The organism is Synechococcus sp. H70.2 (genome assembly GCF_047462275.1).
Classification (GTDB): Bacteria; Cyanobacteriota; Cyanobacteriia; order Thermostichales; family Thermostichaceae; genus Thermostichus.
The window spans coordinates 447,019-456,385 of record NZ_JANSIU010000001.1 but is presented as its reverse complement, the minus strand read 5'-3'; the positions used below and the strand labels follow the sequence as shown (position 1 = coordinate 456,385).

The 9,367-nt window shown below is 61.9% G+C and carries 12 protein-coding genes; 8 read left to right on the top strand and 4 right to left on the bottom strand.

Annotated elements, in window-relative coordinates; genetic code table 11:
- The first annotated feature begins 180 nt into the window (after positions 1–180).
- The 6 genes from NW822_RS02210 to NW822_RS02185 all read left to right on the top strand — a co-directional run bounded on the left by NW822_RS02210 (position 181) and on the right by NW822_RS02185 (position 5,228).
- Complete coding sequence (locus NW822_RS02210) at positions 181–1,164, top strand: leishmanolysin-related zinc metalloendopeptidase (protein WP_414403361.1); 984 nt, start codon at positions 181–183, stop codon at positions 1,162–1,164.
- Between the two features lie 71 nt (positions 1,165–1,235).
- On the top strand, positions 1,236–1,520 hold the full coding sequence (locus NW822_RS02205; protein ID WP_414403360.1) for a hypothetical protein: 285 nt from the start codon (positions 1,236–1,238) through the stop codon (positions 1,518–1,520).
- Between the two features lie 65 nt (positions 1,521–1,585).
- A complete protein-coding gene (locus tag NW822_RS02200) occupies positions 1,586–1,921 on the top strand; it encodes a hypothetical protein (RefSeq protein WP_414403359.1) in 336 nt (111 codons plus the stop codon).
- On the top strand, positions 1,921–2,814 hold the full coding sequence (locus NW822_RS02195) for a DMT family transporter (protein ID WP_414403358.1): 894 nt from the start codon (positions 1,921–1,923) through the stop codon (positions 2,812–2,814). Before NW822_RS02200 ends, NW822_RS02195 begins: the two co-directional genes overlap by 1 nt.
- A 4-nt stretch (positions 2,815–2,818) precedes the next feature.
- Positions 2,819–3,901, top strand: a complete 1,083-nt coding sequence (locus NW822_RS02190) for a glycosyl transferase (protein ID WP_414403357.1) — start codon at positions 2,819–2,821, stop codon at positions 3,899–3,901.
- Positions 3,902–3,917: 16 nt separating this feature from the next.
- Positions 3,918–5,228, top strand: a complete 1,311-nt coding sequence (locus tag NW822_RS02185) for a class I SAM-dependent methyltransferase (protein WP_414403356.1) — start codon at positions 3,918–3,920, stop codon at positions 5,226–5,228.
- A gap of 10 nt (positions 5,229–5,238) precedes the next feature.
- Here the strand turns inward: NW822_RS02185 and NW822_RS02180 are convergent, their stop codons facing one another.
- The 3 genes from NW822_RS02180 to NW822_RS02170 all read right to left on the bottom strand — a co-directional run bounded on the left by NW822_RS02180 (position 5,239) and on the right by NW822_RS02170 (position 7,077).
- Positions 5,239–6,045, bottom strand: coding sequence for a hypothetical protein (locus tag NW822_RS02180; RefSeq protein ID WP_414361854.1), 807 nt, complete (start codon positions 6,043–6,045; stop codon positions 5,239–5,241).
- Between the two features lie 127 nt (positions 6,046–6,172).
- The gene (locus NW822_RS02175; protein WP_414403355.1) at positions 6,173–6,847 is read right to left on the bottom strand and encodes a low-complexity tail membrane protein; all 675 of its coding nucleotides are present in this window, start codon (positions 6,845–6,847) and stop codon (positions 6,173–6,175) included.
- A gap of 11 nt (positions 6,848–6,858) precedes the next feature.
- On the bottom strand, positions 6,859–7,077 hold the full coding sequence (locus tag NW822_RS02170; protein ID WP_414403354.1) for an NAD(P)H dehydrogenase subunit NdhS: 219 nt from the start codon (positions 7,075–7,077) through the stop codon (positions 6,859–6,861).
- Positions 7,078–7,299: 222 nt separating this feature from the next.
- Here NW822_RS02170 and NW822_RS02165 point away from each other — a divergent pair, with 222 nt between their 5' ends.
- Both NW822_RS02165 and NW822_RS02160 read left to right on the top strand, forming a co-directional pair.
- A complete protein-coding gene (locus NW822_RS02165; RefSeq protein ID WP_414403374.1) occupies positions 7,300–7,599 on the top strand; it encodes an FHA domain-containing protein in 300 nt (99 codons plus the stop codon).
- Positions 7,517–7,771, top strand: a complete 255-nt coding sequence (locus NW822_RS02160; RefSeq protein ID WP_414362079.1) for a hypothetical protein — start codon at positions 7,517–7,519, stop codon at positions 7,769–7,771. The genes NW822_RS02165 and NW822_RS02160 overlap by 83 nt, the downstream gene beginning before the upstream one ends.
- Here NW822_RS02160 and NW822_RS02155 read toward each other — a convergent pair whose 3' ends face one another.
- Positions 7,772–9,244, bottom strand: coding sequence for a cation:proton antiporter (locus tag NW822_RS02155; protein WP_414403353.1), 1,473 nt, complete (start codon positions 9,242–9,244; stop codon positions 7,772–7,774). It lies immediately after the preceding gene.
- Positions 9,245–9,367: the final 123 nt, after the last annotated feature.

The following is a 9,367-nucleotide window of genomic DNA, read 5'->3' as shown; positions in this document are numbered from 1 at the left end:
CTTTGGCATGATTCTAAGTGCATTGGGCGGTGCACCTCTAGAAATTGTGAAGCGATATATCCAGAATCAGTCAGGAGACGCTATCCCTCCCCACTGTATAGACGGTGGGGAATCCCGCGCCTTACGTTGAAAAGCAGCCAGTCATGGTCTAGTTATAGAGCCTTTGGGTTGGAGGAGAGGGTGAAACTTGGGAGCCGGCGCCTGCTGGGATTCCTCATGGCTGTGCTGCTGCTCCTGCTGCTCAAGGCCTGCGGGGGCAAGGGGGGGTTCTCTTCCGTAGGCGTCTTTCCCCCTTCTCCTCCAGCTGTGCCTTCGCCGCTGGCTACCCCTGTTTCCCAGTTCACCCTTGACGTTCGCTTTCCCGACAACAGCCTCACTCCCAGCCAGCAAGCCATTGTCCGCAGCGCAGCCTTGAGGTGGCAGGAGATCATTGTCGGGGATCAGCCGGATCTGGGGCCCACCAATATCCCAGCCGGCGAGTGTGCCGCAGGGTTTCCCAGCACAGCGCTCAATTTTCCCATCGACGATCTGCTAGTGGAGGTGCGGGCAAGAGACCTGGGCAACCAGCGGATTTTGGGGGGAGCAGCTCCCTGTTTTGTGCGGGCCTCCAATGGCCTGCCTTTCTACTCTGTGGTTGTGTTCAACAGCCAAAACCTCTCGGCTTTGGAAGAGCGGGGGGATCTGCCCATCACCGCCCTGCACGAGCTGGGCCATGCCCTTGGCTTTTTGCCCAGCGTCTGGAATCCCAAGGGGCTGACGCTGGGCTTGGTGGGGCCGGAGCAGCCGACGCCACCGGGCTATGACCCCCGCTTTCTCGGCCCGCGGGCAGTTGAGGCTTTCACCACGCTAGGAGGCAATGCCCCCTCTGTTCCTTTGGAGAACCAGTTTGGGGAGGGATCCCGCGATTCCCACTGGCGGGAGAGCGTCTTGGGCCGCGAGCTGATGACCAGCCGCCTCGACCGGGGCGGGCCCAATCCTTTGAGCATCCTTACGGTGGGAGCAATGGCGGATATGGGCTACGCGGTGAACCCGGCGGCAGCCGATGCCTTTGAGCTGGGGCGCAGCCGGCCTCTCTTGGAACCCCTGGAGCTGCAGGAGCTGGAGTTGGCCCTACCGCTGCGGCGCTTTGACGCTGCAGGGGGCGAGGTGGGGGATCCCTCCTGAGCATATTTACCCATAGCCAAGGGGCCTGTTGCTCACAATAATGGGTGCTAAGTTGCTTTTCGCAATTGGCTATGGGCATTCTCAAAAAGCTGTTTGGCGGCCTATTTTCCTTCTTTGGCATTCTCTTCGGCGGCTTGGTGGACTTCATTACCGGGCCTTTCCGCCCGGCACCTGCCCAATCCGCTCCAACCCAGTCGGCAACCCCTGCTAAGGCTACGCCTGCCAAGCCCAAGGTAGTGGTCGAGAAGCCATTTGTGCCCAACGAGATCCCGCCGCCACGTCCCAACCGCCGCCCTGGCCCGGCTTTGGATCCGTTCCGCGCCATGGCCCAAGAGATCCTGTCGGCGCGGGCCTAGCCTGTCTTGTGTTGGGGAAGAGCCCGTAAGATGGAGATGGCCCTGTATCCTGGAGACTGCTCCCTATGTCGGATCTTGCTTCCTCAGAACAGGAACGGCTAAAGCAGCTGGAGAGCGAGCTGGAGCAGGCGGCCGCGGCCTTTGGGGATCTGAGAGCATCGACTTCGCCGCAGAGGAAAAACGTCGCTTGGACGTGGTGGCGCCCACTGCTGACGGTTTTGGCCATTTTGGGCTGTATTCTGCTGGTGGGGCTAGTCTTCCGGGTTTTCGCCACGGTCTTCCGGTGGGCGGTGGTGGCGGGGCTGGGCTACCTGCTCTATGTCTGGGTGGTGGCGCCACGGCTGGGCCTTCCCAGCGGAGCAAGGCCAAAGGCAGAAGACAGGGAGCTGGACAGCTTTTGATGGGCAGGGATCCCTGGCGGGCCTACGCCTACCTGGCGGCAGCTATCTTGGGCTGGGCCACGGCGGCCAGTGCCTTTAAGTTGGGGTTGCAGCACCTCTCGCCGACGGTCTTGCTGATTTTTTCGGCGTGTAGCTCCTGCCTGATCTTGGGGATGGTTCTGGTGGTAACAGGGCGGGCGCCTCTTATTGCCCAACAGAAGGGATCCCAGATTGGCCTGTCGGCGCTGCAGGGGCTGCTCAACCCGTTTGGCTACTACGGGGTGCTCTTCCAAGCCTATGATCGCCTCTCGGCCCAGGCGGCGCTGGCTTTAAATTACACCTGGCCGCTGCTACTGGCTCTCTTGGCGGTGCCGCTGTTGGGGGAGCGCCTGCGCGGGCGGCTGCTGCTGGCCTTGGGGACGAGCCTGGTGGGGGTGGTGCTGGTGGCTACAGGCGGATCCTGGGGCACGCTGCAGGTGGAGGATCCCTGGGGAGTGGGGCTGGTGGTGGGCAGCGCCGCTATTTGGGCCCTCTACTGGCTACTCAATGTGCGGGATGGGCGGGATGCCGTGCTGAAGCTGTTCCTGGGGTTTGTCTTCGGCAGCGGCTATTGCCTGGCGCTATTGCCCTTTCAGGAGCTGAGGTGGACCCTAGCAGGGCTGGGCTGGGCGGCCTACATTGGCTTGGCGGAGATGGGCCTGACTTTTGTGTTCTGGCTGCGGGCGCTGGAGCTGGCGGACGAGCGCGGATCCCTGGCCAATTGGGTCTATGTCACGCCATTCCTGTCGCTGGGGCTGATTGCGGTGCTGTTGCAGGAGCCGATCGCGCCAGGATCGGTGCTGGGCCTGGGCCTCATCTTGGCCAGCAACCTCTGGGGATCCCGGCGGGAAAAGTCTCAGCCTGTGCTTTCCTAGGGCTATGGCGGTGAATCCAGTTCCTCTGTATGTGGCAGCTACGGCCCATGGGTTTGGGCACGTCACTCGCCTGGCGGCGGTGGTCAACGCTTTGCGGCGGCGGGAGCCGCAGATCCTGCCCATTTGGGTGACGCCGGCCCCCGCTTGGCTGCTGGAGCGCTACGGGGAAGGGGAGTTTCTGCATCGGCCGCGGGCCTTGGATGTGGGGGTCGTGCAGCCGGATGGCCTGCAGGCAGATCTGCCGGCAACCTTGGTGGCCCTGCGGGCGTTCCAAGCGGGGTCTGCCGACCTCATCCAAGAAGAGGCGGAGTTCATCCGCCGCCAGGGGGTGCCGTTGCTGCTAGGGGATGTGCCGCCGCTTGCTGCTGCTATTGCCGAGGCTGCCGGGATCCCCTGCTGGATGGCCAGTAACTTCGGCTGGGACTTTATCTATCAAGAGTACGGCCCCCAGTTTCAGCCCTTTGTAAGCTGGATCCGCGAGCTGTACGGGCGCTGCCAGCGGCTGTTTCGCCTGCCCTTTGCTGAGCCTATGGGCGCCTTTCCCCACCAGGAACCCGTGGGGTTGACGGGGTCGGATCCCCGCTACTTGGCCGAGGAGGTGGCTGAGCGCCTAGGACTGGAGCGGGAGCGGCCCACGGTTTTGTTAACCTTTGGCGGGCTGGGGCTGCAGGGCTTGCCCTATGAGCGGCTTTTGGATTTTCCCGACTGGCAGTTTCTCACCTTCGACCCCAAGGCTCCCCCTTTGCCCAACCTGCAGGTTTTGGACGGGCAGAGGTGGCGCCCGGTGGATGTCATGCCCCTCTGCCGCTGGGTGGTGTCCAAGCCGGGCTATGGCACCCTAGCGGAGGCGCTGCGCTGTGGGATCCCCATGGCCTGTGTCAACCGTTCCGGCTTTGCGGAGTCGCCCCTCCTGGTGGAGGGATTGCGGCGCTACGGTTGGCATCGTATCCTCTCGCCGGAAGAGTTCTTTGCGGGATCCTGGGACTTCTTGCGGGATCCCCCTCACCCCCCCCAGGGGGCAGAAGAGCTGGATCGGGGGGGCAACGAGGCCATTGCGGACGCCATCGCGGCGTTTCTGAGGCAGTAGCATAGGGAGGGATCCCATGGCCGGCAGCACAACCGAGTCTTTGCGGCAACTCTACGAGGAACTGCCCTATCCCAACGTGCCCATTGAGGCCTCGGGCCGCAGCGCCATCGGCAGCCTGTACCGCCTGAGCTGGACGACGGCCCAATACGCCCGTACCCGCGCCATCCTGCCCAGCGAGGGGATTGCTATTCTCAATGTTGGCTGTGGCTCCGGCTGGGAGACCCTGCTCTTGGCGGAGGCCAACCCTGGGGCGCGGCTGGTGGCCTGTGACCTCTCACCGGCGTCGGTGCAGGCAACGGAGCGGCGCCTGCGCTACCACGGCTTTGGGGAGGTGGAGCTGCATGTCCTCAACCTGTTGGAGATTGAACAACTGGGGCAGCAGTTTGACTTCATCAGCCTCAACGACGTGCTCTATCTGCTTGAGGATCCCGTGGCGGGCTTGAAAGCACTTAAGCGGGTGCTCAAGCCGGACGGGATCCTACGGGCCAACCTACACCACGCCTACCAGCGGCAGGTGATCTTCCGCCTGCAGGAGGCGTTCCGGCTGCTGGGCCTGTTTGAGCTGCCCACCCCCGAAGCCTGCCGGCGGGTGCGGGAGTTCATGGCCAGCCTGGCTTCCGACGAGCTGCGGGCCGCCCTGCACTGGGATCCCAAGATCTACAGCGACGACACCAACATCCGCGCCAACTACCTCTTGCCCGGCGACAAAGGGTTTTTGATCCCGGATCTCCTGCGCCTGCTTCAAGAGGCGGAGCTGGGCTTGGTTTGCCTAGTGGACTACGCCGACTGGGATCCGACACTACTCTTCAAAGACAGGGCCATGCCGGCTTGGCTGCAGGCGGAGCTGGACAAGCTTTCCTCTGCCGAGCAAAACCACTTCTACGAGCTAATTTGCCCCAACCACCGCCTAATCGACTTTTGGGCGGAGCACCCCGGCTCTTCCCTGGTCTTGCCCTGGAGCGACGCCGACTGGCTGGGGGGCAGGGTGCAGCTCAACCCCATCCTGACAGACAACGCCGAGTTTCGCCACAACTTTGCCCAGGCCCACGACAAGAAGCTGGAGTTTACCATGAATTGGCCGGGGGCCAGCCGCGGGCGCCTGATCATACCAGCCCCCCAAATGGCCTGGCTGGGATCCCTGTTGCAGGGGCCAGTGGCGGTGGCTAGCCTAATTGAGCAGGCGGCCCGCGCCAACCAGCTAGAGCTAGAAGCGGCCCAGGAGCAGGTGCTCACCTACCTGGCGGGGCTGGAGTCGTTTCTGTTTGTGATGTTGGATCCAACACCGCTTTCTCCTCCCCCGGATAAGTCAATACCTGCTGCCAAGTAACAATTGCCAGCTAGCCCCAGGGATCGTCATCGAAGGGGCTCTCCTGCCAATAGCCACCTGGCGGGGGGGGAGGAGAGGGTTGAGGGGGGGGGGGTGGATAGCCAAGAGGGGTAGAGGGCGGCGGCGGCGGGACGGGAGTTGGCTTTTCCATATCCTCAAGCCGCGGCAGGTCAGCCGGTTTGGGCTCAACCCCAAGGCTCCTCAGCTTGGCCTGGGCTTCCTGGATCTGGGCGTTTAGCTCTTCCAAGTAGGCACGGTAGTGGTTGGCGGCCTCTAGGTACTGCTGGGCTTTGCGTTCGTTGTCTTTGATCACAGCTTCCAGCTCTTTATTGCGGACAGTGTAGTCGGCCTCCTGGTTAGTAAGGTTTTCAATAGCCTGGTTGAGCACGGCCCGCCGCCGCTCCAGTTGCGCAACAATTTCCGACAGTTGTCGTTCCCGCTCACTGAGGCTGCGCTCGCGGTTTTGGGTTTGCTCCAGTTGCAAGGCAACTTGGCTTAGTTGCTCCCGCAGGTACATCACCTGGGGCTCAATCTCGTTGCGCTCCTGCTGCAACTCAAAGACCCGCGCCTCCAAGTTCTCTTTTTCCTGCTGCAGCACTTCGCGCTCGTTCAGGAGACGGGTATAGAGCTGGTTGAGGAAGTCCACCTCCATCACCACCTGGCTGAGCTGGGTGGCGTATTCCCCAACCATAGCCAACTCCCGCGCCAGGTTTTGGGTTTCACTGGTGGCTTGGTCGCTAAAAAAGTGGGGCAGTTGGGTAGTTTCTCTGAGGCGTTGGGCAAATTGTTTAAAGCGGAAGGAAAAGTTGCTTGCCATTGCTGGTGCGCTAGCCTCGCAGGTCGGGAGAAAGGGGATAACCGGCTCCCCTCCAATCTAACATCGAGCTGCGGCCTCTTTGGGGCAGAAATCCGTCCCCAAAGCTGGCCTGAGGGAAGGCCGTGCTCTAGAGGGTGGCCGTCTCGGCTGGGGAAGCTGGCTCTGGGCCAGTTTCTGCTTTATGGCTGGGTTGGAACCCCGGCGTGGTGACGCGGCGCAGCAGCCGCTGCAGCAACAGGTTGTGGCGATCACCAAAGAGGGAAAAGCGGCTTTCAATCGCTTCAGCAGGGAGGGGATCGATCTGGGCCAGCTCCAGGTCGCTCAAGAAAAGAACCCGCACCACGGCAAGAGGGATCTGCAAAAACACATTGGCCCCCCAAAAGCCGAAGGCGGCAATGACTAGACCAGCCAGCCGGCTGCCGCCACCGGGGGTAAGGGGAGCAAAGAGGGGAGCCAAGTCATAAAGACGCTCCAAGACTTCCAGCAGTAGGAACGCCGCCAACACCGCTAAGACCTTGTGTTCGGGGCTGAGGAAAGCGGCCAAGAGGCGGCGCTGCTCAGGAGAGAGCTCCTTGGGAGGAAGGGCAACCACCCCTAGGCTAAAGATGTAGAAGGGCCGGCGCCACTGCATAGCAAATACTGGTCCAATACCTGCCACGGCCACCGCCGCCTGCTCCACTCCCACCGGCAGGAGGGGATCTCCCGTGGCCAACCCAATGACGGTTAGCCCCATCCACACGGGAAAGAGGAGGATCCCCGCAGCATGGATCCAGAGGAATGGTTCCTGCCAATGGCTACGCATGGAAAACCGAGCTAGCGACGGGATTTGTCCACCACTTCCAGTTCCGTGAGGCGGAAGGTTACCAATTTATCCCAGTTGCCGCCCTCAAAGAGGACAGCAGCGTGGTCGTCGGTAACCCGCTGCACTTGTCCTTCAAAAAGGTAGTAGGTGTCGTTGGGATTGATGACCCGCACAGCCACCCCGGGGTAGATGGGGGGCAGGTCTTGGAGAAGGGATGAAGCTGAAGTCATAGCTGCTGTTTACAATTGCTCACTGCTAGGGGAGCCCTGTCCTATCATTATGAGGGAAAGCCTCTCTTTTGCCGAGTCTCCCCTCGGCGGAGCTAACCCCCGGCCAATGCCCAGACCATGCCTACCGACTCCGCCTTCTCTTCACCCCAGACTTGGCATGTGCTAGTGATCGACGACGAGCAGGGACGGCGGGCCGTGGCCCTCAGCGCGGCCACTTACTCCATCGGCAGGGATCCCAGCAACGCTATTGTCATCCATTCGGCAGCTGTTTCCCGGCAACATGCACTGCTGTTGCGGCTACTGCACAAGGACGGGCAGTATACCTACCGGCTGCTGGACGGCAATCTTGAGGGCAAGCGCAGCACCAACGGCATCTCAGTGAACGGGCAGAGATGTCTGAGCTGGGATCTCAAGGACGGAGATCCTGTTGGGGGATCAGGTGCGGCTGCAATACTATGTTCGCCGCTCCTGCGATGCCGATTTTCAGCAGTGTCTCCAGGCTGTGGGCTTCCGCAGCGTTAAGGCAGAGGTGGTGGATCGACGCTCAACCACAATACAGCGGTTCGACCCGCCGTCAGTGCAAGTGATGGCGCCACAAGCGGAGACGAAGGACAGGATCCGAGATGGGAAACCACGTCGGCGCAACCCTCTGCGGCTGCTGGTACAGGCTATCTGGCGGCAACTGAGGGGTTGATTAACCCTCAGGAATACCCACCCGTCCTGAGTCTGGGGGAGCGAGCTCTGGGGCACTGGCAGCGTCTTTGCGGTTTGGCTCCGTGGCCTCCGCCTGGAGTTCCAAGAGGGAGGGAGATGTGTTGTCCCCGCCCACCAGCACCCCCCGCAACCAGAGGGGAGCGATGAAGGTGGTGGCAATCACCATGACGATGATGCTGACGTCGAGAGCCTCAGAGAGAACGCCGCTGGCCGCTCCCACGCCGGCAAACACCAGGCCCACTTCGCCGCGGGGAATCATGCCCACGCCGACAGCATAACGGCTAATGCCCGGCTTGCCAAACGCCCCCAGGCCAGCGGCCAGCTTGCCAAAAATGGCAACGCTAACCAAGAAGACGGCAATGATCAACCCCTCCCGGTTAGCAGGGATGGCGGGGTTAAGGACAGCGAGGTTGGTTTTGGCCCCAACACAGACGAAGAAGATGGGCACCAGCAGGTCGGAAACGGGTTTGATCTGTTCTTCTAGCGCCTGTCGCTTGTCGGTTTCCCCCAAAATTAGGCCGGCGGCAAAAGCGCCCAAAATCGCCTCCAGGTGGATCACCTGCCCCACGTAGGCCAACAGGAAAGCCAACACCAGAGCGGGCAAAAGGGGGTTGCCGCGGGTTCTCAGGTGGTTGAGAAGGGCCACAAAGTAGGGGCTGAGGAGGCGCCCCAAGACAATGGAGCCGACCAGAAAGACGACGGCGCTGACGATGATGAGGCCAGCATTGGCAACGTCAACCTCTCCGGTTTTGGCTAAGCCCGCCACCACAGCCAAGATGATGATGCCCAACACGTCGTCCAGGACGGCGGCGCCAATGATGACCTGGCCTTCGGGGGAGGTGAGTTTTTGTAGCTCGGCCAAGACGCGGGCGGTGATGCCAATGCTGGTTGCCGTCAGAGCCGCCCCGGCAAAGATGGCAGGGATGGTGGGCACGTGAAAGAGATAGAGCAGGCCCAGGGTTCCCGCCGCAAAGGGGACAGCAACCCCAATGACGGCCACGGCCGCTGCCTGCGGGCCAACCCGCAGCAGTTCTCCCAGATCCGACTCGAGGCCAATCTCAAATAGGAGAATGACCACCCCAATCTCGGCGAGGACGTCGAGGATCTCGACCTGGGAGGCAAACACCGACCCAAGGGATCCCTCGTCGAGGCCGGCAGTCACTTGCAGCAGTTGCATCAAGGCGGAGGAGTGGGCCAAGCTAGGCAGCGTCTCGGGGGAGACTGGCCCTTCTGGAAAGACCAGCAGCCCCAGGCCAGAGCCGCCTACCAGGACACCCCCCAGCAACTCTCCCAGCACCGGGGGGAAGCTGAGGCGAACGGCAATTTCTCCGGCGATGCGGCTGGCCAAGTAGATGACCACCAACGCCAGTAGCACCGCCACCAAGATCAGGGGAGAGAGGTTGTCTTCCACTGGCGGCTCAACGGAAGCAGCGGCTTCGACAGCCAGCAACACAGGATCTAGGCAATTCAACAGCAAGATCTCACCCTCAGATGGACAGCTTTTCGTCTAAGCCGGCCTAACCAGAGCGGCAGAAAAGCTTGGGTTGCCATCTCTGGGGTCGCTCTGCCGGAAAAC